The sequence below is a fragment of the Streptomyces sp. NPDC107562 genome (assembly GCF_055657325.1).
Genome location: NZ_JBVKBE010000007.1, coordinates 288811 through 310531 on the forward strand (window position 1 = coordinate 288811; position 21721 = coordinate 310531).

Sequence of the window (21721 nt, forward strand, 5' to 3'; positions counted from 1 at the left end):
TCAGAGTAGGGGCAAGCGCAGGAGGAGGGAAGGTTCGATGTCCGAAGAGACCCGTGACGACCTCTACGCCGGCCTGGCCGCCGTCGGCCCCTACGGCGTCCGCCCCGGCCATGCCCTGATCACCATGGTCGAACCGCACCCCGGCCACGAGTACGCCTACAACCGCTGGTACGAGGACGACCACTACTACGCCGGTGCGATGGCCATGCCCTGGATGTACGCCGGACGCCGCTGGGTCGCCACCCGCGACCTGCAACTCCTGCGCCGCCCCGAGAAGTCGGCGATCGCCCGGCCCGTCACCGCCGGCTGCTACCTCTCCACCTACTGGATCACCGAGGGCCGCCACGCCGACCACATGCAGTGGACCGTCGCCATCAACAAGCGCCTCAACCGCGACGCCCGCGTCCACCACGCCCGCACCCACGTCTTCACCGCGTTCCAGGACCACGAGGCGACCGTCTACCGCGACGGCGCCGCCGGTCCCCGCGACTTCCACGCCCTCGACCACCCCTACGCGGGACTCGTCCTCCAGGTCGTCGACGCCGAGTCGGCGGGGCAGCGCGCCGCACTGCTGGAGTGGCTGCGCGACCGCCATCTCCCCAAGCGGCTCAGGAACTCCCCGGCCGCCCTGGTGACCGTCTTCCGCCCGGTCCCGCTGCCGGGCGAGCGCATGACCTACGTCAAGCAGGTCGAGGGCGTCGACACCCGGCTGACCCTGCTGTGGTTCCTGGAGACGGACCCGAGGGACTGCTGGGCCGAGCACTTCGAGGACCTCGACGTACCCGAGGAACGAGGCCGTACGGAGCTGGTCGCCCCCTTCATCCCCACGGTGCCGGGAACGGACCGCTACGTCGACCTGCTCCGCTGATCACCTGAGCTCCTCCGGACACGGCGTCCCCCGCGGCCACTCGTAGGGCGACGCCAGCCGGTACGTCCCCGCGCGCGGCGCCACCAGCACCGTCCACTTGTCGCCCTCGGCGTCCTCCTCGGTCTCCATCAGGCAGCCGTCCACGTTGCGGAACGTCTTCGGCGTGCCCTCGGGCCGGTCCTTGGAGGCCTCCGTCTCCTGGGGCGCCTGGATTCCCTCGCCCTCGGCGTCGACCAGCTTCAGCCACGGCGAGTACGGCACCCGGATCAGCACCCGGCCCGGCCGGCTCACCCCGAGCGTCATCTCCCCCTGTTCGGCGCGCTCGACGGTGGCCGGGGGATCGGCGAGCGGGGCCGGGTCGGTCACCCGGAACAACTGCCAGCTCGCGTCCCCCCAGATCTGCGTCAGATACGGCAGCCCACGCTGCACCAGCTGCCGCTCCCGCTCACCGCCGTCCCCGTCCGGCTCGTCCTTGGGCAGCACGACGTAGTGCACGGCCCAGCGCTTGAGCCACTCGTGGTAATTGGCCGAGTTGAGGGTGTCGTCGTAGAAGAGCGGGTTGCGCTCCATGTCCGCCTGGCGGTTCCAGCCCCGGGCGAGGTTGACGTACGGGGCGAGCGCGGAGGCCTCGCGGTGGGAGCGGGCCGGGACCACCTCGACGCGGCCCTTCCCGGCGCCCACCTCCTGCAACTCGTTGACCAGCGGGGCCAGCTCACGGGCCCAGGACGCCCGCGGCGTCGTGTTGACGACGTCGTCCACCGACTTGTAACCGATCCAGGCCACGAATCCGGTGAAGGCGACCACGATCGCGTACCACTTGCGCGAACGCGGCACCGCGAACGGCAGTGCCGCCAGCAGCGCCACCCCCGCGAACAGCATCGACAGCCGGGTGATGTTCGAGCCGATCTGCGAGCTGATCAGCCACACCAGCAGCACCGACAGGCCGTACACGGCGGAGGTGATGCGGACCGTCGTCCAGTCGCGCGGGACCAGCAGGACGACGAGGGCCGCGTAGACCACGGGCAGCAGGGCCGAGCCGAACGACATCGGCTGGGTGCCGGAGAACGGGAACGCCCATGCCGACACCCCCACCACCGCGGCCGGCGCGAGCCCCAGCGCCCACGCGCCGGGCCGCCGCTTCTGGAGGAACAGCGCGACCGCGACCAGCCCGACGAACAGCCCCGCCACCGGCGAGGACATGGTGGCGAGCGCGGCCAGCGGCGCCGCGCACAGGGCCTTCGCCCACCGCTTGTACCGCCAGCGGTACGGCCAGCAGAACACCACCGCCACCGCGCCCAGCGCGAACAGCGTGCCGAGCCCGAACGTCACCCGCCCCGACGCCGCGTTGCACAGCAGCCCGAACACCCCCGCGAGCCCGGCCCACAGCGGCTCTCGCACCACCCGGCTGCGCTTCAGGACGAGGGTCAGCAGTCCCGCCGACAGCGTCCCCGCGACCATCATCGTCGTCCGCACCCCGAGCAGCGACATCAGATACGGCGAGACCATGCTGTAGGAGACCGGATGCATCCCGCCGTACCAGGCGAGGTTGTACGCGGAGTCCGGGTGCCGGCCGACGAACTCGGCCCAGGCGTCCTGCGCCGCGAGGTCCCCACCGCTGTTCGCGAACGTGAAGAACCAGGTGACGTGGAGCACTCCCGCGACGACGGTGGTGACGAGGACGGGACGCCGTGCCAGCCGCTTCAGCCGCTCACGGACGGTCACGCCGTGCGGCGCGTCCGGCTCGTCCGGCGCCTTCGGCGCGGGCGTCGATCCGCCGGGCGGCCCGGCGGGCACGCGTATTCGCGAACCGGCTCCCGTCTCCGGACCGGTGTCGTCGGTGCGTGTCGGCTCCGCAGTGGCCACCTGTGGCGCTCCCCGTGTCCCGTCTTCCGTTCTCCCCCGCATACCCCGTTTCCCGGCCGTTCCCGGCCCTGTGACGAGGCATTCCCGTTCCCGTCCCGTACGCGGGCACCCTGTCCCGTTTCGTGACGCTAGCACGCACCCCGCCGACGGTTGCCCGGGGAGGGCTTCGTCGACGGGGTGCGAGGGCGGGCCGGGCCGCCCGGGTCAGGCGATGCGGGTCAGCTTGTCCAGGAAGGCCGGCTCGGCGAGGTCCGACCGGAGCGCCACCGGCACCTCGACCGCGCCGCCGCTGCCGTCACCCACGGTGAGCGTGCCCACCTTGGTCCCGGCCTTCGCGGTGTGCGGTACGTCGTCCGCGGCGAACGACAGCTCGACCTCGTGGTCGGCCCAGCCGACCGCGGTGACGTCCTGCGTGACGACGACCGGCGTCCGCCCGCCGAGCCCGTCGTCGACGTACCCGACGACGTCGCCCTTCTTGAGGATCTTTGCCGGGGTCAGGGCTTCACGCGCCGCGAGCAGCGCCGTCTTGCTGACGTCGTTGACCGTCTCGATGATCGGGGCCTTGTGCTGCCCGAGGATGGCGCCGACCACGGTCACCGTCTCACCGCCGACCTCCTTGCGGGCGGCGAAGAGGAGGTTGCCGCCAGCGGCGCTGGTGGTGCCGGTCTTGATGCCGATCCCGCCGTCGTAGGGGACCAGTTTGTTGTAGTTGTACCACTTCTGGCCGGACGGATCGATCCACTCTCCCATCGAGGTGATCTCCACCAGACCCGGGTCCTGGACCAGTTCGTTGCCCAGCTTCACCTGGTCCTCGGCGGTGGAGACGGTGGTCTCCTTCAGACCCGAGGCGTCGGTGTACGTGGTGTTCTTCATGCCCAGCTCCTTGGCGGCGTCGTTCATCTTCTTGATGAACGCGGCCTCGGTGCCGGAGTCCCAGCGCGCCAGCAGGCGGGCGATGTTGTTGGCCGAGGGGATCATGATGGCGGAGAGCGCCTGGCGCAGGGTGAGCTCGTCGCCCTTCTTGACGGTGTTCAGCGTGGACTCGCCGTCCAGGTTGTAGCCGCCCTCCTTCTCGGCGAGCGCGTCGACCGGGATCTTCGGGCCCTCCTCGCCGGACTTCAGCGGGTGCTTCTTCAGTACGACGTACGCCGTCATGGCCTTGGCGACCGAGCCGATGGCGACCGGCTCCTGCTTGCCGAAGTCGCTCATCGTGCCGATGCCGTTGACATCCATCCAGCCCTGCCCCTCGTTGGGCCACGGCAGGCTGACGCCCTCGCCCTCGAAGCTGTACGACTCCTTGGCCGTGAGCTCCAGCGTCGGGGTGGGCAGCGGGCGGAAGGCCTGCACGATCGCAAACGCGATGACCAGCAACAGGGCCAGCGGCGTCCAGATCTTGACCCGCCGCACCGCGGTCCGCAGCGGAGTCTCCGGCGGCGGCGGGGTGTTGGTCAGCTCGGCCAGCAGATCCAGCGGCGGCTTCGGCGGCAACGGCTGCTGCGTCGTCCGCTCCGGCCCGACCTGCGGCACGACGGCGGTCCGGTCGGCGGGCCCCTTGGACGCGTCCGCGGGGACCCGGGGCAGCGCGGTCGTCGCGTCGGCGGCCGGGGCGGCCGGGGCGGCCGGCGGGGGCTTGCGCGTCGACGGGTCGTCCAGCGGCTTGAGCGCGACGAACTTGCTGGTCCGCTCCGTCTCCGACTCCGGGGCCGGAGCGGGCTTCTTGGCGTCCCCGAGCTTCAGCATGGTCGTCGGCTGGTCGACGGCGGGCTTCACGGCCCGGAAGACGGCGGTGGGCTGGTCCACGGGGGGCGCGTCGGCCTTGGGGGCGTCGGCGGGGGAGGACGTGGCGGCGGGCTCTTCATCGGGCTGGGCATCGGTCGTGCGTTCGCCGTCGCCCTCCGGGTCGTCCGGAGCGTCCTCGGCGTCCGCCGGAACGGCGTCGCGCGGCCCGTCTTCCGCGTCGGGCTCGGTGTCGCCCTCGGCGTCGGCCGCCGCGTCGCCCTCGGAGTCGTCATCGGAGTCGTCGTCGGCCTCGACGGCGTCCTCGGTCTCCTCGGCGGCGTCCGTGTCGTCCTCGGGCTCCTCGGCGGCGTCCGAGGTGTCGCGCTGACCCTCCTCGGCGTCGGTGTCGGCGTCCGCGGACTCCGTGGCGTCGGCGGGGGCGTCGGTGTCGTCCCCGTCGGCCTCCTCGGCGGCGATGTCGGTGTCGTCGCCCACCTCGCCCTGAGCCGCGGGCTCTTCGGCGGAGGCCTGCTCGCCCGGGCCGGACGTCACCCAGGCCGCCACGGCCGCCCTGAGGCGCTCGTCGCCCGAGTCGTCCGTGCCACCCTCGGCAGCCTCGCGCTCCGCGCCGCCGACGGGCTCCTCGGCGGCCGTCTCCTCGGCGACCCCCTCCGACGCCTCCTCCGGCCGCTCCCTGACGGAGAGCACCCGCGTGGCCGTGTCCGGGCGCGTGTCCTCGGACTCCCGCGCCACGGCGAGCCGAGGGTCACGTGCGGTGGCGCCGCTCCTGGCCTCGGGAACCGGACTCGCGCTCCCCGGCGTCGGTTCTGCCGACGACTCGCGCTGCTTCGAACTGTCGGGGGACTCGCCCGCCACCGATGCCTCCTCCATGCGCCGCACGCCCGCGTGCGCGTACCGAACCGTGAACCGCCGTCCGGACGACCGCCCTCACAGCACTGCCCGAAGCGCTGTCCGAACCATGTACCAGTGTCCTGTGTGCGGACCCGGCCACCACCGAAGACGAGAACGACATACCTACTGGTTCCCTCTCAAACAGGTCACGCGCCCTCGACAGACCAATGTGAGAGGGGTCACCCTGTCATTCATCCACGCGGGGAGGCATGGATGGGCAGGAGCCGCAGAACAATTCCGGAGGAGCTTCTGCTGCTGGCACTGGACCCGGCCACGGGTACCACTGCACAGCCGCAGTCGCTCGACCTCGGTCTGGCCGGAGCACAGCTAGTGGAGCTGGCGCTGGCCGGACGGATAGCCCCAGACGGGGATCGTATCGCCGTGGTGGTGCCACGGCCGACAGGAGATCCGACACTGGATTGCGCGTTGGAGTTGCTGCGCAGACGCGGCGCCCCCGTACGGGCGGTCCACTGGATCGGCGGGCCACGACTGGGGCTCCGCCAGACCTACCTCTCGCATCTGGAGCGGTGCGGCATGGTGCATGCCGTGGCCGGACAGATGTGCGGGGTGTTGCCGACGACTCGTTACCAGGCGACGGACAACGCCATCAGCCGGGAGATCAGGGCCCGGCTGGACTCAGCGATCCGCACCGGCGTGCCGCCGGACCCGCGGACCGCGGCGCTCGCCGCACTGGCTCACGCGGTCGGCCTCGGCAAGCACCTGTATCCGGGCAACGAGGGACGCTCGTCCCGCTCCCGGCTGCGGGACCTGATCAGGCACGACCCGATGGGCGGCCTCGTGGCGCACGCCGTGATGGACGTCCAGAACGGTGTGGCGGCACAGCCGCGCCGCAGCCCGGCACCGGCCGGCCGTCAGGCCGCCCCCGGAGCCAGGCCCGCGGAAGCGGTCCGGGGTGTCCCGGCGCAGCCGCACCACGGCACGATGGCACGCGCCGTGGCCCACTGAGCCGCAGTACCACGGCAGCGCGCCGCCACGCCGCACCACCGGGGCACCGCCACGCACCACCGGGCACCGGGCACCGCCACGCGACGCCGAGCACCAACAGGCAACGCACGCACAGGCAACGCACGCACAGGCAACGCACGCACAGGCATCACCACGCACCGCCGGGCATCACCGCGCAGCGCTCGTCATGACCACGCAGCACCTGTCATGACTCGCGCCGCCGGCGCCGCAGTCGAGTCCCCGAGAACCGCTCCGGGAGCCGCAGCGGTCCGCGCGGGGCGCCAGGAGCCGTCGTCGGGACGACGCACGGCCCCGGCCGCCCCGCGCGTCCGCGTGCCCACGCGGTGCCGCGTCCGCGCGCCCGCGCCCGGGGGACTTCGCGTACCCCTTGAACGAACTGGCGTCCTGCCGCGTTCCCGCCGCGTATCCGCTGTTTCCCAGCTGTTTCCCAGCGGTAGGCAAGACCTTGGTGGCAGTCTGCTCAGCAGCAGATACGCATAGTTGCAAGTTCGAGGCACGCAGCCGGAGGTGCACGTCCCGTGGCGTCCAATGTCAATCCCACCGTCAGGCGACGCCGGTTGGGCCAGGAGCTGCGCAGGCTCCGTGAGCTCAGGGGCATGACGGCCGAGGAGGTCGCCGAGCGGCTGCTGGTGTCCCAGTCCAAGATCAGCCGGCTGGAGAACGGCCGGCGCAGCATCAGCCAGCGCGACGTCCGTGACCTGTGCGGTGTCTACGAGGTGGAGGACCACCGCATCGTCGACTCGCTGATGCAGATGGCCAAGGACTCGCGCCAGCAGGGCTGGTGGCACTCCTTCGGCGACATCCCGTACAGCGTCTACATCGGCCTGGAGACCGACGCGGCGAGCCTTCGGGTGTACGACCCGCAGGTGGTGCCCGGCCTGCTGCAGACCCGCCAGTACGCCGAGGCGCTGATCCAGGGCGCCCTGCCGGAGGCGACGCCGACCGACATCGACAAGCGCGTGCAGGTGCGGCTGCGCCGGCAGGAACGTATTGCCGCCGCGGAGACGCCGTTGCGGCTGTGGGCGGTGCTCGACGAGGCGGCCGTACGCCGCGAGGTGGGCAACAAGCAGGTGATGATCGACCAGTTGGAGCATCTGCTGGAGATGTCCCAGCTGCCGCACGTCACCGTGCAGATGATCCCGTTCCAGATGGGCGCGCACCCCGGCGTGAGCGGGCAGTACGCGATCCTGGAGTTCCCGGACGCCGCGGACTCCAGCGTGGTCTACATCGAGGGGGTCACCAGTGACCTCTACCTGGAGAAGCCGCTCGACGTGCAGAAGTACAGCGTGATGTACGAGCACTTGCGGGCGCAGGCCCTCAATGTCGACCAAACCCGGGAATTCCTCTCGGATGTGGCCAAGAGCTACGCCCGCTGAGACCTCCGGGACTGGCGGCGCGGAAAGATACACCGTCGCCCGGCTCGTGCGGAAGACCCCACTGGAATATGCCAGCCGGTCGAGTGAATAGTCGCTCCGCGCGGCGATGTTGGCGAGTAGCGTCGATCACGCCATCGAGCAAGAACGTTGGCGCAATCACAGCAACTCAGCAACTGCTTACCGGAGCGAAAATGGCAATCAAGCAGGGCGCGACGGACACGTGGGTCAAGTCCTCGTACTCCCAGGGCAACGGCGCGTGCGTCGAGATCAAGTCCCCTGTCCTGTCCGCAATCTCCGTCCGGGACTCCAAGGTGACCGAGGGCCCCGTCCTCGCGTTCCCCGCGACCGCGTGGAGCGTCTTCGTGGCCTCGGTCAAGGCGTAAGGGGGAGGGCCTCCCCTGACGCCTCCCGACGACAACTGCACAGCAGGACCACAAGAGCCCTCTCGACCAGTTCGCCGTCCTAGCCGAGAGGGCTCGGTCCTGCCCCGGCGCCGCCCCTACGACTTCTGCCGCGCCGGAGCGACGGGGAACGCCACGTCACAGGCCGGGTCCTCGGCCCCGACCGAGGCCCAGTCCGCGAAGTACACCTCCCGGCAGGGCCCGTCGTACGCCAGCCCCTTCGCCCTCATCCACTCCTCCACCGCCTCGAACGCGGCCAGGATCTGCGGATGCGCCACCTGCGCCTTGGTGATCCGGGTGTAGGCCAGCCGCCGCGCCGGCTCCACCCGCACCCGCGCCTGACGGGCCCGGCCCGCCGTCTCGGCCCACGCCCGTGCCGCCGCCTCGTCGGCGACCGGCACACACGCCTCCACCGGCCCGTCGCTCTCCATCGACACCTCGGAGTGATAGACGACGAACGGCGCCGCGACGACGCCGCCGCACTCCCGGGCCGCCTCCTCCAACCGCCCGAGCGACGCCCCGATCCAGGCCGGCAGCTCATGCGCCAGCGTGTGCCGGGACTCGGTGATCACCACCTGCGGCGGCACGTCGACCGTCTCGACCACGAACTTTCCGTACATCTCGGTACTCCTCCCGGACAACCGTCCACGGAGGTACGCGGCGAGCGTCCGCTGCCCCGCCACCCGCGCCTCGACGTCCGCCCAGTACGCGGCGAGCCGGTCGGCGGCCTCGGTACCGTCCGCCTCGACCACCTCGGCGATCCGGGACAACGGCATGTCCAGCCGGCGCAGCAGCGCCACCAGCCGGGCGCGTTCCACCTGACCGGCGCGGTAGTGGCGGTAGCCGCTGGCCCCGTCGACGTACGCCGGGACCAGCAGCCCCAGGCGGTCGTACAGCCGCAGGGCCTTGGCCGACAGCCGGGCCCGCGCCGCGAACGCGCCGATGGTGAGCAGTTCCTCGTCCTGGGAGTCGGTCACCACGTCATCCTCCGTCACCGGGCGCCTGCCGCCCGGTGACAGGAGGCTGATGTCTGCCCCAGGGGCAGGGTCAACCGGCCAGCTGCGCCTCGACGGCCGCCACCACCTCGGCCGCCTCCGGCTCGGTCTGCGGCGAGAACCGGGCGACGACCGTGCCGTCCCGCCCGATCAGGAACTTCTCGAAGTTCCAGCGGATGTCGCCGCTGTGGCCCTCGGCGTCGGCGAAGCCGGTCAGCCGCCGGTAGAGCGGGTGCCGGTCGTCGCCGTTCACCTCGACCTTCTCGGTCATCGGGAAGGTCACGCCGTACGTCGCCGAGCAGAACTCGGCGATCTCCTCGGAGCTGCCGGGCTCCTGCCCCATGAACTGGTTGCACGGCACGCCCAGCACGGTGAACCCACGGTCCGCGTACCGCTCGTGCAGCCGCTCCAGCCCGGCGTACTGCGGGGTCAGCCCGCACTTGGAGGCCACGTTCACGATGAGCACGGCCTGCCCGGCGTACTGCTTGAGGTCGGCCGCCCCGCCCTGGAGCGCCTCGATGTCGACGTCGAGAACTGATACGTGCGCGTCATTGGTCGTCATGGGGCGGATGCTACGTCCTGCCCCGCGGAGGCGAGGAGTACGTCCCCCGCCGCCGTGCGCGAGTACAGCACCGAGCGCCCCGCCCGCCGCCGCTCCACCAGCCCCGCCTCGCGCAGCACCCGCAGATGCCGGCCCGCCGAACCGAGCCCCTGCCCGGTCACCGCGACGACCTGCGTCGTGCTCATCGGTGTCGCCAGCAGCACGAGCACCTCGGCGCGCGCCCGCCCGAGCAGCGCGCCGAGACCGGCGGACACGGGCGGCCGCCCGCCCTCCCCGGTGAGCGCGCCCGCGCACGGGTAGACGACGGCGTACCGCTCCCTTCGCGGCTCCTCCCACGACACCCAGCCGGTCTGCGGTGTGACGGGCACGAAGAGCAGCTCCGCGCCGTCGATCTCCCGGGGCGGATACTCCTGCGCGTTGACCTGCAACCTGCTCCGGCCGAGCCACCGCGTCCGCCCCGGCCGCAGCGCGTCCAGCACGGACGCCCAGCCACCCCGGCTGACCTGCGCGGTCCGCGCCACCACATCGGCCTCCAGCACCCGCCGCCGGCGCTCCCAGTACGGCCCTACGCCCTCGTCCCAGACGTACTCCACGAGCCGCGCGGCCCGCTCGGCGAGGTCGTCCCGCTCCAGTGCGGCGGGCAGCGGGCGGCCCAGGGACCTCCGCAGATGCCCGCGCACCGCTTCCGGCGGCGCCGCCCGCACCCGGGCGATCGCCGCCGCGACGTCCTCCCCGTCCCACGGCGTCGGCGTCAGGAAGTCGGCGATCCAGTCCCGGCCCAGCCCGGCGTCGACCAGCAGCGCGGTGACGGGGTCGGCAGCGAGCCGGGCCCGGTACCCCGGCAGGTGGGCGCGCAGCCAGGCCTGCTCGCCGGGGTGGGCGCCGACGCCGGCGTGCAGCAGCTTGAGGCTCGCGAAGGTCTCGGCGTAGGGGGAGACGACGAAGCGACTGCGGACGAGCGTGTCGGCACTCACCTGCCACCACCCCATGGCCCCGGCCACTTCCTCTCGCGTGGGCGAACTTCTCGCGTGGGCGTTCCTTGCGCTTGGGCGTTCCTTTCGCGTGTGCGCGAAACAGTAACCACCCCGTGGCGGACGCCCCCAGACTCCGCCCATGCGCAGCTACCGCCACCTCTTCCGCATCCCGGAGTTCACCCCGCTCTTCCTCGCCTTTGCCGCCCAGGTGGCGGGCCAGACGATCGGCGGGCTGGCCCTGGGCACCCTGGTGTACCAGGCGACGCGCTCGCCGTTGCTGGCGGCGGTGAGCATGTTCGGTCCGTCGCTGGCGCAGGTGGTGGGCGCGACGCTCCTGCTCTCCTGGGCGGACGGACTGCCGCCGAGGCGCGCCCTCACCGCCGTCCCGCTGGCCTTCGCGGCCGGTACGGCACTCCTCGCGCTGCCCGGCCTGCCGATCTGGTCGGTCCTCGTCGTCGTCCTGGCGCAGGGGCTCGTCGCCTCGCTGGGCGGGGGAGTGCGGTGGGGCCTGCTGACCGAGATCCTGTCCAAGGACGGCTACCTGCTCGGCCGTTCGGTGTTCAACATGATGAGCGGCGTCACCCAGATCACCGGCTACGCGACCGGCGGCGCCCTCCTCGTGCTCCTCGGTTCGGCACGGGTGACGCTGCTCGTCTCGGCGCTGCTGTTCCTGTCGGCCGCGGTCATGGCCCGCGCCGGCCTCACCCCCCGCCGCCCGCGCACGTCCGCCCGCCCCTCGGTCGCGGCGACCCGGCGCACCAACGCCCTCCTGTGGTCCTCCCCCTCCCGCCGACGCCTCTATCTCGCGCTCTGGGTCCCCAACGGCCTGATCGTGGGCTGCGAGTCCCTGTACGTGTCGTACGCGCCCCGGGCCGCCGGGCCCCTGTTCGCCTGCGCGGCGCTGGGCATGCTGGTCGGCGACGTCCTGATCGGCCGCGTCGTGCCCCCGGCCCGCCGGCAGGCCCTCGGCATCCCCCTCCTGCTGCTCCTGGCCGCCCCGTACGCCTTCTTCTTCCTCGGCCCGGGGCCGGTTCTGTCCGGCGCGCTGGTGGCGGTGGCGTCGGTGGGCTTCGGCGCGAGCCTCGTACAGCAGGAACGCCTGGTGGCCGAAACCCCGGACGCCCTCGTCGGCCACGCCCTCGGCCTCCACTCCGCCGGAATGCTCACCCTCCAGGGAGCGAGCGCGGCAGCGGCGGGGGCGGTGGCCCAGGTGACGTCACCGGGGGTGGGGATGTCGGTGATGGCGGCGGGTTCGGTGGTGGTCACGGGGTGGGTGGCGCGTGGGATGAGGGGGGAGCAACGGAGGCCGCCGGTGAAGGCGGAGGCCTGACGCATGAACCCTGAACGCGGTTCTTCCGTCTTGCCACGTCGGACAGGCCGCCCTACGTGAGGGACGAGATGACCCCGACCTTAAGGTGGCCAGCGAAACCACTCTTACGTACATCTGAATTTTAGAAAATCGGCCCAAAAAATTGAGAAACATACCATCGCGGGCGTCCTCGCGAAGAGGCGACGGAAGCCCGCTCTCCCTCGGGCGTCGGCCACGGGCAAGACTCTGGGCCGTGGCGGGTGTCGTGACCCTCGGCTTCCTTGTCGCGCTGGAGGTCACCGCACGTCGCTACGGCCTGCCCGGGCCGATCGCCAACCAGGTACGAGAGGTGGTATTCCCTCCCAAATCAGGCTTTCTGCTGTATGCGGGCATGGCGTTGATGATGGTGGTGCTCACCTGGCGGCAGCGATTCCTCGCGGTCGGTGCCGCGATCGGTGTCGACCTCGCCTTCGCGGCGGTCCGGTGGGCGATCGGCGCCGAGACCGCGGGCGGCCACCCCTTCGGCAACGGCGCGCTGTGGGTGATCCTGGGCTGCGCCGTCGTCGCGCTCACCCGCCGCACCGGCCACGAACGCGTCCTGCTGCTGAAGGGCGTCGCACTCGCCCTGCTGCTGGTGGCCGGCCGCAAGACCGGCGACATCTGGCTGCTCATCACCTCCAAGAGCCGCCCCGAGGTGCTCGACCAGTACCTGGCGACCGCCGATCACGCGCTCGGCAACCCGTCGTGGCTTGCGGGCCGCGCCCTCACTGCCACCGGTTCGATCGGCTTCAACTTCCTCGACGTCGTCTACGGCCAACTCGCCGTGGCCGCCGTCGTCGTCGCGCTGTACCAGCTGCGCAACGTGGCGGTCGACCGGCGCTTCCCGCGGCACCATCTGGTCCGCACCTTCCTGGTGATCGGCCTCCTCGGGCCCGCCATCTACATGATCTTCCCGGTCGTCGGCCCGATCTTCGCCTACGGCACCGGCGCCGAGCACTGGGCATCGGTCAGCCTGTGGGCGGACACGCCGTCCAGCGAGCAGTGGGCGGTTGCCGACCTGTGGCCCGCGACGCCGCCGCCGGTCGCCACCCCGCAGCACATGCCGTTCGACGAGATCACCCCACGGAACTGCATGCCCAGCCTGCACACCGCGTGGGCCACCGCGATCTTCATCCACTCCCGTAGGGGGCCACGGTTCCTCCGGTTCGCAGGAACGTTTTGGCTCCTCGCCACGCTGGCCGCCACCCTGGGGTTCGGCTACCACTACGGCGTGGACCTCATCGCCGGTGTGGTGTTCACCCTGACCATCGAGGCCGCCCTGCGCGCGTACGACCGCGGCTGGGACCGGCCGGGGGTCCTCGTGGTCGCCTACAGCACGACCGTCTTCGCCGCGCTCCTGACGTCGTACCGCTTCCTCCCTTACGAGATGGCCACGCACCCGTGGGCGGCAGGACCGCTCCTCCTGCTGGCGATGCTCTCGGTGATCTACGCGTACGTCAGGACCGTCGAACCGCGGAAACCGAGCACGCCACCGAAGCGGCGACCGGAACCGGAACCGGAACCGCGGCCCGAACTGGCGCTGTAGCCGGCCGTGGCGCGGCGTGGGGCGGGGTGGGTGGGAGACGGCAGCCGTGTCCCCGCCCCGCCCCCCGCCGGCCTCACCATCCGCAGTCGATGTCGGCCCCTCCGCCGTGCAGAACCGGATCGGTGCTCGTCCCCCTGATCCGCAGACGTCCCCCGTCCTGCCCCCAGTTCAACTCGTACGAGCCCGCGCGCACGGGTCGGTACCCGTCGTCGACCGTCCATGACCCCGACTCGCCCAAAGCCAGGCCGGTGCGCCCCACCGCGTATGCCTCGCCGTTGCCGATCACCAGGACGGACGTCTCCCGCACCACGGCCGTACAACCGCCCGGCCCCGCGGGCCGCAGCACGTGGTACTCCGCCCCCGACAGCACGTCCGCCGCCGCGCCCCACGCGACACCGAGCACGGCCACGACGACGAGCAGACGGCGCCCCACCCGCTCTCCGGTGCCCCGTTCCCGCGGGACCCGCGAAGCGGTCGTCCGCCGCCGCACCCAAGCGGGGGCACACGCCAGCACGAGCAGCCCCGCCCCCACCCCCCAGCCGGGCACCACCCGTCCCTGTACGACGAGCAGCACCCCGCCCCAACTCGCCACGGCGGCGGCCCCCGCCCCCACGAGGCCGCCCGCCACCCGGAGGGCGGGCGGCACCTTCACGCTGCGCTGTACATCTGCATCGGCCACGGCGAGTACGACACTCCGGGGCGGCGGGCAGTTCCCCGTTCTCTCGCCCGTGCCGTTGGCTGTGCCTCAGTCCCCCGAGTAACCCCAGAAGTAGATCTCGTGGGGATCGCCCGCCTCGTCGTGCAGCACGGTGCATCGGCCGCTCCACCGGGACTGAGGAAAGACGCCGAAGTCCTTGACGTGCGCACGGGTCAGCTTGTCGGTCCCCAGCAACTCGCGCGCCTCCTCGGCCGTCACGGGTTCCACGGTGTGGTGATCCGGGGTGTCGTCGGGCCCCACGACGCGGAAGATGTCCAGGATCGAGTGGGTGCCGGTCTCCTGAACCAGCTCGTCCTCCCACAACTCCTCCAGCGACTGCGGCCGCGGCTCCCCTTCCTCATCCGGTTGCGGTTCGTCGTCGTGGACCCAGTAGTAGTCCCCCGTCGCGAACACCTCGCCCCGCAACCGCTGAAGCGCCGCCTCCAGGTCCTCCTGGTACGGCACGTAGTAGTCCCACGCCGAAGCACCCATCAGGCCCCTCCCCTTCCATGCCACTGAGAAGGCGGAAGGTAGCAACTGGATCTGACATCCAGGCGCCGAGCGCGGCGGACGACAGGAGGGCACTGTCAGTGGCCGCCGCTAGAGTCTCCGGCGCGTGGTCGACTTCCGAGGAACCCAGCTCTGTAGAGCAGCTGCATCCCCGGTTCTGTCCGGGGGCGGCCCGAATTCCCTTCGGGACCCAACCGACGACCGGGCTTCGCCGATGGCCAAGAGCGAGACCTGCCGGCGTCGACCACGCGTCAATCACGACGGCGCGTGGGGGCTACGCGTGCGTTGCCCGTCCGATACGACTGCTCGCAAGTGGTGCCGTCACAGGCTCCGAACAGTGCGTTCGGCAGGGCAACAACCGCGGTATACGTCGATCTCCTGGGCGCAACCGAACCTCCCGACCCCTCGCGGACTCGCCGAAGCCCGGAGGGCCGCGGCGGCGGACGATGCGGTGTGCCGCTTACGCCCGCTGCGTTTCAGGAGGCTGCCGACGGATACGCCGGGAGGCCGTCGATCGCGTCGCGCCCCTTGGCGGTGTCCGCGTACGGCCGGCCCCGGTGATCAGCCCGTCGTCGGCTGACGGGTACCGCCGCAAGTCAGTGGGACTGCGACGGGGGCCACTGACCGCGGGACAGGTCGTGGTCGAGCAGTCGGTCGCTGACATCGCCCTTGTAGAAGAGGTCCGAGCCGAACTCGTCACCGAAGTGCTCCCACAGCAAGGACGAGAACAGCAGGGCGGCTGACTGGGGCCGGTGGTTCATCACCAGCTGACTGGTCTCGCCCGCCTCGTTGAAGTAGACGACGACGAAGTTGTATATCTCGATTCCACCCGGACGGTAGGTCTCGCTGCCCCGGATGGTGGAGCGGTAGTCCTCCAAGAAGAGCTCGCCGCGCTGGCCGAAGAAGCGGAAGTCCTGGAAAGCGTAGTTGCTTCGAGCGAAGCTCAACAGCTTCCCTACCCTTTCCTTGCCGATCACCTCACCGTTGGCGAAATTGCCCTGGAGAATGACATCGTCGGCGAGATTGTCGAGCCACTCCGGGTAGTAGTCCAGGTGCAGCGCCTGGTTCTTCAGCCTGCCATTGGGCTCGTTCAATGTGGTCATGACAGTCGTCTCCTCTTTACTGGATTTGATGCTGCGTGGTTCAGGGCTCAGGGCGTCCGGAGGTTTTGAAAGATTCTCGTTCGAGTCGGCGAGATGTGCCGTGAGCAGTGCTTCCTGCTTTGAGCAGTTCCTCCAATAAAAGGGTCGTCGACCGCGACGGTCGCTGTCCAACGAAAGTCAGAGACAGCATTTATCTCACGGAGAGATGGGTGGAGGCCTTCTGTGATACTGGGACGGTGGAACTGCGTCATCTCGAGTACTTCGTCGCCGTCGCCGAGGAAGCGAACTTCACCCGTGCCGCCGCTCGGCTGCATGTCGTCCAGTCCGCGGTCTCCACCACCATCAAGAACCTCGAGCGAGAACTTGGGACGCCGCTGCTGGAACGCACCACCAAACGCGTGCTGCTCACCGATGCGGGCGCTGCCCTGCTGCCACGCGCCCATGCCGCTCTCGACGCCGCCCGGGAGGCGACAGAAGCGGTGGCTGAGGTCCGCGGAGGACTGCGCGGCACCCTGCGGCTGGGCACGATGACCACGGTGGGGCTCATCGACTTTCCTGCGCTCCTCGGTGAATTTCACCGGCGTCATCCCGGTGTGCTCCTGCAGACCAGCGCCGCCGCCTCCGGCTCCCAAGGCCTGATCGACGCCCTCCTCGAACGGCGGCTCGACCTCGCCTTCGTCTCCCTGCCCGGACCGCGCCCGACGGGCATCACGCTGACCGACCTCGTCACCTCGGTGCTCGACCTCGTCGTGTCGGCCGACCATCCGCTCGCGAAACGTCGCACCGTGTCGATCACCGAACTGGCCGGCCTGGACTTCGTCGACTTCCCCGTGAGCTATGGCATCCGGACCGTCGCCGATCGGGCCTTCGCTGCCGCCTCCGTGACCCGTCGCGTCGCCCTGGAGATCACCGACGTCCCCACCGGCGTGGCCTACGTCCGCAACGGCCTGGGCGTGGCGCTATTGCCGCGGCCCGCCCTCGCCAGGGCGGAGGACGTCGCCACGCTGACCATCGACGACGCCGACCTGGACTGGCCGTTTTCCCTGGCCGTTTCGTCCGAGCGCACGCCCAGTCGTGCGGCACGTGCCCTCATCGCGATAGCGCACGAGTTCCTCATCTGGCGAGGATGAGCATCGCTACGTGGTGTCAGGACCGGGTTTTGGTGTCGCGCACGTTTGACCCAGTGGACGATGCACGGACTGTCGGCCATGACCCGGGCGCGGAGGCTCCCGCCGGAGGACACCGAGCGCAGACTGGACCTGCTGGTGGACCAGATCGCCATCGTCTGACACACCGAGCCACAGCTCGCCAGACTCCGCGTCGCCGAGTCCGCCGGCCTCCGCGTCATCCGGCTCCACGACGCCCGCCACGGAACGGTCACCCTCCTCGCGGCGGCCGGAGTAGCGCCGCGCGTCGTCATGGAGATCCTCAGGTACTCCCAGATCAGCCTCACCATGGACGTCTGCACGCACGTCGTCCAGGACACCAGCGCGAGGCCATAAGCCACATGGACGGCGACCCGTTGATGTGAGACGTGGATGTCAAAGGCCCCGGACCATGATCGGTCCGGGGCCCTTTGTCTGGTGCCCCCGGCAGGATTCGAACCTGCGACACCCGCTTTAGGAGAGCGGTGCTCTATCCCCTGAGCTACGAAGGCGGGGCGCCCTGATGTGGGTCAGGGTGCTCGGTCCACAGGGTACCGGATCAGGGTGGGGCGGGGGTGCGGCACGGGGGCATGGTGCACGCCGTGGGGATGGGCTCCAGGGCTGCGGGCCCTAGGTCGGGGGGACTCGGGTGAACTGTTCTGATACGTGCAGGTCCGCCTCGATGGCGTCCGCGGTCTCGCGGAGTGCCGGGGCGAGGTGGTCGGCGCATTCCTGGAGGGTGTGCCGGGAGGTGTGCATCGCCGTGTTGAGGGCGGCCACCGCCCGGCCGGTGCGGTCGCGCACCGGCACGGCGAGGGAGCGCAGGCCCTCCTCCAGTTCCTCGTCGACCAGCGCCCAGCCCTGTTCCCGCACCTCGTCCAGGGTGCGGGCCAGGGCCGTGGGGTCGGTGAGCGTGCGGGGGGTGAGGGGGTGCAGTGGGCCGAGGGTGCGGTCGGCGGGCGGGAGGTCCGCCAGCAGGACGCGGCCCATGGAGGTGGCGTAGGCGGGCAGCCGGGTGCCGACGGTGATGTTCACGCTCATCACCCGGGCCGTGGCGACCCGCGCCGTGTACTGGATCTCCTCCCCGGCCGCCGTCAGCACGGCGAGTGACGTGGACTCGTGGATGCGTTCGGCGAGGCCCGCCAGGTGCGGGGCGGCGATGTGGGGCAGCGAGGTGCGGGACAGAAGGGGGTAGCCGAGGTCGAGGACCCGGGGGGTGAGGGTGAAGGTGCCGGGGCGGGGCTGGGCGACGAGGCCCAGGTGCTCGTAGGTGATCAGGGCCCGGCGTGCGGTGGCGCGGGCCAGGCCGGTCGCCTTCGCGACCTCCGTCAGGGTGAGTTCCGCCCGGCCCGCGCCGAACGCGGTGAGGACGGTCAGGCCGCGGGCCAGCGACTCCACGAACTCCCGTCCCAGTTCCTGCTTCGAGGCGCCCGTCCAGGTCGCGAGGCCCGAGGGTGCCGGGGTGGGTTCCGGGCGGGGGGCGGTGCGCAGTTCGTCCTCCATCGCCGCCACCGCCGCGCGCAGCCGGGGCAGCAGCGTGTCGCGCAGGCCGGCGGCAGTGTGCCGGCTGGTGTGGCTGACCACGCTCGCCGCGCACGCGATCCGCCCGGTGCGGGGGTCGCGTACCGGAACCGCCACCGCGACCAGACCGGGTTCGATCAACTGGTCGTCCAGTGTCCACCCGGCCGCCTGGGACTTGGTCGATCGGTGCGTGAACTCGTCTGCGGGCAAGGGGTGTTCGGCGGGGGGTACGGCGGGGAAGCCGAGGTTGGCCGGGTCCGCCGCCCGGCGGGCCCGCCAGCGTTTCCAGTCCTCGCCCGTCCACTCCGTGGCGAACAGCGGTCCCGGCGCGGTGCGTTCGGCGGGCAGCAGGTCGCCGATGCGGAAGCTCAGGGACATCGCGCGGCGCCGGGTGGCCTGGTGGATGAAGCGGATGCCGTCGCCGTCGGCGACCGCGAGGGAGACCGACTCGTCCAGTGCGTCGGCGAGGGCGTCCGCATGGCCGTCCAGCAGGGCGGGCAGGCGCAGGGCGGCCAGGTAGGCGTTGCCGAGTTCCATCAGGCGGGGGGCGAGGACCGCGTCACGGCCGTCCAGGCGGACGTAGCCCATGTGCGCGAGGGTCGAGGTGATGCGGTCGACGGTGGAACGGGCGAGGCCGGTGGCGCGCTCCAGGGCGCTGAGGCTCAGGGTGCCGCCCGCCTCCGTGAGCTGCCGCAGTACGGCGATCCCGCGGATCAGCGGGGTGACCGCCTCGTCCGGCGCGGCCGCGGCGGCGGCCTCCTTCAGGGTGGGGTTGGCGGGCATCTTCTCTCCGGTACGGCGATCGCGGCAGGCCTACGGTAACGGCGGATCCCCGCCCCGGGTCCGGCAGCCGCCCGGGCGCGCTCGCAGTCGTCGCCTGACCCGCACCGTACGTCTCCCCTTCGTGCCCCCCGTGGGACCACCCGCCCTACCCCGCCCCGTGGGACCACCCGCCCCGTCCGGCAACCCCTACCGTCGCGTCACCCGCACCGAATGGTTCCCCTCCACATCCGCCCCCGCGACCACGATCCGCATGCCCCGTTCCCGGTCCTCGAAGGCCTCCCCGGGGGTGAACGTGGCGTCCGACAGTTCCGCGTGGACGTTCGGGCTGCGGGTGCAGCCACCGCTGTCGCGGCGGGAGTCGTAGACCCGTATCGGGCCGTGGCCCGTGTCCACCTCCGCGTCGACCTTGTAGATCAGCAGACCCGGCCGGCACACCGCCTCGTCGTTGCCGTCGCGGGTGCGCAGTTCCACGGCGTACCCGGAGCGCCGGTCGATGGGTATGAAGATCAGCTTGACGCCGCCCGGTCGGGCCAGCGGGGTGAGGGTGTGCTCGGTGGTGCCGGGGGAGGACGCGCAGTGCACCTGGGACGCGTCCAGCCAGCCCAGCTTCCACTTGTGCCAGCCGAGGAGGTCGTTGTTGGCGCCCCAGTCCTCGCTCATGATGTCCCAGTGTCCGACCGTGCCCCCGCCTTCCTGGGTGTAGAGGTCGGGCAGGCCGAAGACGTGGCCGTTCTCGTGCGGGAGGACGCGGTAGCCGGTGTCCGTGTAGGTGCCGGAGCCGTCGTCCTGGCGGGAGTAGACGAACGAGGCGTTGGCGACGGGCACCCCGTCCGCCGTGGGCGCCTCGTCGTTGCCCGCGAAGGTCACCGACAGGACCGTGTCCAGGGCCGAGGGGCCCGCGTTCGGGGTGACCAGCACGTTCAGCAGGTCGTACTCGCTGAAGTCGACCTTGGGGTCGGCGGCGGCCACTATGTCCCGCACCAGCTGCCGGTAGCCGGGGTCGAAGGGGGCGCCGCGTTCTATGCCGTACGCCTGGAAGGACTTCGGCATCCGCAGCCAGTCGGCGATGGGGGTCTGCGGGCGGTAGTCCAGGCGGCCGTAGGAGCTGGTGCGGTACCAGTCCTGGGTCTGCGGGAAGAACTCGTCGAAGCGGTCCAGTGCCTTGCCCTTGCCGGGCGCGTCGGAGAAGTCGACCATCACCGTGAGGGCGCGGACGGTGCCGGTGGAGCGGGAGTAGCCGTCGGGGGTGGGTATGCCCTCCGACATCTGCACGTCGGGCTTGCCACTGATCATGCAGGGTCCGTGGGTGGAGGACCGGGCCAGGGCGGTGGTGGGCCGGGCTCCCGCCGTCGCCGAACCCACCGTATGGTGGCCCGTGCCGGCCGAGGTGCTCACTGCGAGGGTCACTGCGGTCACGGCGCCGAGCGCGGCCGCTCGGCGCGGGCGTATCCGACGGCGGGACGGCTGCATGCTTGGACCTTTCGCTCCAGGCAGCCACCCGTCTCCGGCTGCACCCTTGCGATTCACCCTGTGCCGGGTGCGGCGCGGGCGCGCGCTGGAGCGGACCGATCGTGGGTTTGCGGTGAGTGAGCGCAGGTCAGCGCGGGTGAGGCCGAGAAGGCGGGGTGCTGTGACGCGGGTCACAGCACTTCATTCGGCGGGTAGGAAATAACCGGGGACCGAATCCCCGTTTAACCCTGCGTACGAGCGAAACGGGGGATCACTCCCCGGATCGCGCCACCCACTCACGCAGGAGTACGCCGTGCAGACCGCCACCCCCGAACGCCGCAAGGCGACCCGGCCGCGCGCCGACGCCGTGCGCAACCGGGAGCGGATCGTCACCGCCGCCCGCGAGATGTTCGTCGAGCACGGGCCGGACGTGCCCCTCGACGAGATCGCCCGCCGGGCAGGCGTCGGCAACGCCACGGTGTACCGCAACTTCCCGGACCGCGACGCCCTGGTCCGGGAGGTCGTCTGCTCGGTCATGGACCGTACGGCCCAGGCCGCCCAGCAGGCGCTCGACGAGAACGGCGACGCCTTCGCCGCACTGGAGCGCTTCGTGCACGCGTCCGCCGACGAGCGGATCAGCGCGCTGTGCCCGATGATCTCCAGCACCTTCGACGAGCACCACCCCGACCTGCTGGCCGCGCGCGGCCGGGTCGAGCAGCTCGTCGACGAGGTCATGGCCCGCGCCAAGGCGGCCGGGCAGCTCCGCACCGATGTGGGGGTCGGCGATCTGATGATCGTCGTCGCCCAGCTCAGCCGGCCGCCGGCCGGTGCCGCGTGCTTCAGCCTCGACCGCTTCATACACCGGCACCTGCAGATGTTCCTGGACGGCCTGCGGGCACCGGCCCGCTCGGGCAGCCTGCCGGGCACGGCCGTGACCCTGGAGGACCTGCGCCAGGCCTGAC

18 protein-coding genes, 1 tRNA gene and 1 pseudogene are annotated in these 21721 nt (G+C 71.3%); 9 read left to right on the top strand and 11 right to left on the bottom strand.

Features of this window, described 5'->3' with window-relative positions; genetic code table 11:
* Nucleotides 1-37: 37 nt before the first annotated feature.
* Nucleotides 38-868: a hypothetical protein gene (locus ACZ7LV_RS21625; protein WP_471941362.1), complete on the top strand. Its 831-nt coding sequence runs from the start codon at nt 38-40 to the stop codon at nt 866-868.
* On the opposite strand, the gene ACZ7LV_RS21630 is transcribed toward ACZ7LV_RS21625, so the two are convergent.
* Both ACZ7LV_RS21630 and ACZ7LV_RS21635 read right to left on the bottom strand, forming a co-directional pair.
* Nucleotides 869-2731 carry an MFS transporter gene (locus ACZ7LV_RS21630; RefSeq protein WP_471941363.1) on the bottom strand — a complete coding sequence of 621 codons (1863 nt, stop codon included), beginning with the start codon at nt 2729-2731 and terminating at the stop codon, nt 869-871. It lies immediately after the preceding gene.
* Nucleotides 2732-2935: 204 nt separating this feature from the next.
* Nucleotides 2936-5341: a D-alanyl-D-alanine carboxypeptidase gene (locus tag ACZ7LV_RS21635; RefSeq protein WP_471941364.1), complete on the bottom strand. Its 2406-nt coding sequence runs from the start codon at nt 5339-5341 to the stop codon at nt 2936-2938.
* A gap of 234 nt (nt 5342-5575) precedes the next feature.
* Between ACZ7LV_RS21635 and ACZ7LV_RS21640 the strand changes: the two genes are divergently transcribed.
* From ACZ7LV_RS21640 to ACZ7LV_RS21650, 3 genes are all read left to right on the top strand, one after another.
* Nucleotides 5576-6328: a GOLPH3/VPS74 family protein gene (locus ACZ7LV_RS21640; RefSeq protein ID WP_471941366.1), complete on the top strand. Its 753-nt coding sequence runs from the start codon at nt 5576-5578 to the stop codon at nt 6326-6328.
* Between the two features lie 539 nt (nt 6329-6867).
* On the top strand, nt 6868-7725 hold the full coding sequence (locus ACZ7LV_RS21645; RefSeq protein ID WP_471941367.1) for a helix-turn-helix domain-containing protein: 858 nt from the start codon (nt 6868-6870) through the stop codon (nt 7723-7725).
* A 191-nt stretch (nt 7726-7916) separates the two neighbouring features.
* Nucleotides 7917-8108, top strand: a complete 192-nt coding sequence (locus ACZ7LV_RS21650) for a DUF397 domain-containing protein (RefSeq protein WP_141311170.1) — start codon at nt 7917-7919, stop codon at nt 8106-8108.
* A 116-nt stretch (nt 8109-8224) separates the two neighbouring features.
* Here the strand turns inward: ACZ7LV_RS21650 and ACZ7LV_RS21655 are convergent, their stop codons facing one another.
* The 3 genes from ACZ7LV_RS21655 to ACZ7LV_RS21665 are packed head-to-tail and all read right to left on the bottom strand — an operon-like array spanning nt 8225 to nt 10672.
* Nucleotides 8225-9121 carry a MerR family transcriptional regulator gene (locus ACZ7LV_RS21655; RefSeq protein ID WP_471941369.1) on the bottom strand — a complete coding sequence of 299 codons (897 nt, stop codon included), beginning with the start codon at nt 9119-9121 and terminating at the stop codon, nt 8225-8227.
* A 52-nt stretch (nt 9122-9173) separates the two neighbouring features.
* The gene (locus tag ACZ7LV_RS21660) at nt 9174-9683 is read right to left on the bottom strand and encodes a glutathione peroxidase (protein ID WP_471941371.1); all 510 of its coding nucleotides are present in this window, start codon (nt 9681-9683) and stop codon (nt 9174-9176) included.
* Entirely contained in the window at nt 9680-10672 is a 993-nt protein-coding gene (locus ACZ7LV_RS21665; RefSeq protein ID WP_471941373.1) for an ArsR/SmtB family transcription factor, read from the bottom strand. Before ACZ7LV_RS21665 ends, ACZ7LV_RS21660 begins: the two co-directional genes overlap by 4 nt.
* Before the next feature lie 124 nt (nt 10673-10796).
* Here ACZ7LV_RS21665 and ACZ7LV_RS21670 point away from each other — a divergent pair, with 124 nt between their 5' ends.
* Together ACZ7LV_RS21670 and ACZ7LV_RS21675 are read left to right on the top strand one after the other, a co-directional pair.
* Nucleotides 10797-11987 (top strand): MFS transporter, encoded by a 1191-nt coding sequence (locus ACZ7LV_RS21670; RefSeq protein WP_471941374.1) that lies wholly within the window; start codon nt 10797-10799, stop codon nt 11985-11987.
* Between the two features lie 232 nt (nt 11988-12219).
* Nucleotides 12220-13551: a phosphatase PAP2 family protein gene (locus tag ACZ7LV_RS21675; RefSeq protein WP_471941376.1), complete on the top strand. Its 1332-nt coding sequence runs from the start codon at nt 12220-12222 to the stop codon at nt 13549-13551.
* A 73-nt stretch (nt 13552-13624) separates the two neighbouring features.
* Here the strand turns inward: ACZ7LV_RS21675 and ACZ7LV_RS21680 are convergent, their stop codons facing one another.
* The 3 genes from ACZ7LV_RS21680 to ACZ7LV_RS21690 form a co-directional block, all read right to left on the bottom strand.
* Nucleotides 13625-14230, bottom strand: coding sequence for a hypothetical protein (locus tag ACZ7LV_RS21680; protein WP_471941377.1), 606 nt, complete (start codon nt 14228-14230; stop codon nt 13625-13627).
* Nucleotides 14231-14296: 66 nt separating this feature from the next.
* Nucleotides 14297-14740 carry a hypothetical protein gene (locus ACZ7LV_RS21685; protein ID WP_471941379.1) on the bottom strand — a complete coding sequence of 148 codons (444 nt, stop codon included), beginning with the start codon at nt 14738-14740 and terminating at the stop codon, nt 14297-14299.
* A 614-nt stretch (nt 14741-15354) separates the two neighbouring features.
* A complete protein-coding gene (locus tag ACZ7LV_RS21690) occupies nt 15355-15861 on the bottom strand; it encodes a hypothetical protein (RefSeq protein ID WP_471941380.1) in 507 nt (168 codons plus the stop codon).
* A gap of 119 nt (nt 15862-15980) precedes the next feature.
* On the opposite strand from ACZ7LV_RS21690, the gene ACZ7LV_RS21695 reads away from it, so the two are divergent.
* Both ACZ7LV_RS21695 and ACZ7LV_RS21700 read left to right on the top strand, forming a co-directional pair.
* A complete protein-coding gene (locus ACZ7LV_RS21695) occupies nt 15981-16991 on the top strand; it encodes a LysR family transcriptional regulator (RefSeq protein ID WP_471941381.1) in 1011 nt (336 codons plus the stop codon).
* A gap of 186 nt (nt 16992-17177) precedes the next feature.
* Nucleotides 17178-17392: pseudogene (locus tag ACZ7LV_RS21700) on the top strand (site-specific integrase); the annotation flags it as partial.
* Nucleotides 17393-17442: 50 nt separating this feature from the next.
* Here ACZ7LV_RS21700 and ACZ7LV_RS21705 read toward each other — a convergent pair.
* From ACZ7LV_RS21705 to ACZ7LV_RS21715, 3 genes are all read right to left on the bottom strand, one after another.
* Nucleotides 17443-17518 (bottom strand) — tRNA-Arg (locus tag ACZ7LV_RS21705).
* Between the two features lie 118 nt (nt 17519-17636).
* Nucleotides 17637-19310, bottom strand: coding sequence for an IclR family transcriptional regulator domain-containing protein (locus ACZ7LV_RS21710; RefSeq protein WP_471941383.1), 1674 nt, complete (start codon nt 19308-19310; stop codon nt 17637-17639).
* 186 nt (nt 19311-19496) lie between these two features.
* Complete coding sequence (locus ACZ7LV_RS21715) at nt 19497-20780, bottom strand: M6 family metalloprotease domain-containing protein (protein WP_471941385.1); 1284 nt, start codon at nt 20778-20780, stop codon at nt 19497-19499.
* A gap of 292 nt (nt 20781-21072) precedes the next feature.
* On the opposite strand from ACZ7LV_RS21715, the gene ACZ7LV_RS21720 reads away from it, so the two are divergent.
* The gene (locus tag ACZ7LV_RS21720) at nt 21073-21720 is read left to right on the top strand and encodes a TetR/AcrR family transcriptional regulator (RefSeq protein ID WP_401681852.1); all 648 of its coding nucleotides are present in this window, start codon (nt 21073-21075) and stop codon (nt 21718-21720) included.
* Nucleotide 21721 lies beyond the last annotated feature (1 nt).

What these genes read in the sequence shown, in the direction of transcription:
- ACZ7LV_RS21690 (WP_471941380.1), bottom strand. Translation starts at nt 15,861, where the DNA reads ATGACCACATTGAACGAGCCCAATGGCAGGCTGAAGAACCAGGCGCTG.
- ACZ7LV_RS21715 (WP_471941385.1), bottom strand. Translation starts at nt 20,780, where the DNA reads ATGCAGCCGTCCCGCCGTCGGATACGCCCGCGCCGAGCGGCCGCGCTC.
- ACZ7LV_RS21670 (WP_471941374.1), top strand. Translation starts at nt 10,797, where the DNA reads ATGCGCAGCTACCGCCACCTCTTCCGCATCCCGGAGTTCACCCCGCTC.
- ACZ7LV_RS21640 (WP_471941366.1), top strand. Translation starts at nt 5,576, where the DNA reads ATGGGCAGGAGCCGCAGAACAATTCCGGAGGAGCTTCTGCTGCTGGCA.
- ACZ7LV_RS21625 (WP_471941362.1), top strand. Translation starts at nt 38, where the DNA reads ATGTCCGAAGAGACCCGTGACGACCTCTACGCCGGCCTGGCCGCCGTC.
- ACZ7LV_RS21650 (WP_141311170.1), top strand. Translation starts at nt 7,917, where the DNA reads ATGGCAATCAAGCAGGGCGCGACGGACACGTGGGTCAAGTCCTCGTAC.
- ACZ7LV_RS21710 (WP_471941383.1), bottom strand. Translation starts at nt 19,310, where the DNA reads ATGCCCGCCAACCCCACCCTGAAGGAGGCCGCCGCCGCGGCCGCGCCG.
- ACZ7LV_RS21665 (WP_471941373.1), bottom strand. Translation starts at nt 10,672, where the DNA reads ATGGGGTGGTGGCAGGTGAGTGCCGACACGCTCGTCCGCAGTCGCTTC.
- ACZ7LV_RS21660 (WP_471941371.1), bottom strand. Translation starts at nt 9,683, where the DNA reads ATGACGACCAATGACGCGCACGTATCAGTTCTCGACGTCGACATCGAG.
- ACZ7LV_RS21685 (WP_471941379.1), bottom strand. Translation starts at nt 14,740, where the DNA reads ATGGGTGCTTCGGCGTGGGACTACTACGTGCCGTACCAGGAGGACCTG.
- ACZ7LV_RS21635 (WP_471941364.1), bottom strand. Translation starts at nt 5,341, where the DNA reads ATGGAGGAGGCATCGGTGGCGGGCGAGTCCCCCGACAGTTCGAAGCAG.